Here is a 1,324-nt window from a genome sequence, read left to right as displayed (position 1 = left end):
GGACTCGGCAGGCCGATTGAGATCACTTAACAGACCCTTATATGGCACGCATTCCGGAAAACTTCACACATGACCTGTTGGCTCGCACCGACCTGGTAGAGCTGATTGATGCCCGTGTGCCGCTGAAAAAAACCGGCCGCAACTACAGCGCCTGTTGCCCCTTCCACCAGGAAAAAACGCCCTCCTTCACCGTGGCTCCAGACAAGCAGTTCTATTACTGCTTCGGTTGTGGCACCTCCGGCAATGCGGTGGGCTTCCTGATGGAATACGAGCATCTGAGCTTTCCGGAAGCAGTCAAACAACTGGCCAGCCGCGCCGGCATGGAAGTGCCCGAATCCCGGCCGGAAACCGCCGCCGACCGGCAAAAGAAGGACCGCCTTCAATCGCTTTACGACCTGCTTAGCCGCGCCGAGAAGTTCTACGCGCAGCAGTTACGCCAGGCGCCAGAGCGGCAAAAAGCGGTTAACTACCTTAAAAATCGGGGATTGAGCGGCGAAATAGCAAAAAAATTCGCGATCGGGTTTGCACCACCCGGTTACGATAATTTGATCAACGGTCTGTCACTCACCGAAACCAGCCTGGAAACCGCCCTCACCGGCGGCTTACTGGTGCGCCGGGAGGATAACGGCCGCACCTACGACAAGTTCCGTGACCGCATCATTTTCCCGATCCGCGATAGCCGCGGGCGCACCATCGGCTTCGGCGGCCGGGTACTCGGCGACGGCAAGCCGAAATACCTGAACAGCCCGGAAACCCCGGTTTTCCATAAGGGACAGGAACTTTACGGGCTGTGGGAATGGCGCCAGAGCCGCGATCGCAGCGACCGCCTCTATGTGGTGGAAGGCTACATGGACGTGATCGCACTGACCCAACACGGCGTGCCCAACGTGGTCGCCACCCTGGGCACCGCCACCACCGAAGACCACGCCCGCAAACTGTTTCGTCAGGTCAACGAAGTGATTCTCTGTTTCGATGGCGACAAGGCCGGCGTCCGCGCCGCCTGGCGGGCGCTGGAGTCCCTGTTGCCGGCTCTGGATGACGGCAAACAAGTACGTTTCCTGTTCCTGCCAGACGGCGAAGACCCGGACACACTCGTGCGCCAGCAAGGCCCCGAGGCGTTGCGAGCACTTACTGACAAGGCCGACGCCCTGTCCACTTACCTGTTCCGGCACCTGTCCGAAGGGCTCGACCTGGACACCGTGGACGGCCGCGCCCGGCTGGCCAGGCTGGCCCTGCCGTTTCTGGACAAACCCGCCGGCCCGGTTTATCGCGCCCTGCTCACCGAAGAGCTCAGCCGCCTTACCCGGCTGGACAAGGAATCGCT

Annotated in this window: 1 protein-coding gene; it reads left to right on the top strand. The window is 61.0% G+C overall.

Going from position 1 to position 1,324, the window contains the following annotated elements:
* Window positions 1–41: 41 nt before the first annotated feature.
* The coding region (gene dnaG, locus A3754_RS24980; protein ID WP_063521643.1) for a DNA primase at window positions 42–1,324 on the top strand (1,283 nt) is incomplete at its 3' end.

The sequence above is a fragment of the Alcanivorax sp. HI0083 genome (assembly GCF_001635175.1).
The sequence above is the reverse complement of the archived record's forward strand: the minus strand, read 5'-3'. Positions and strand labels throughout refer to the sequence as shown.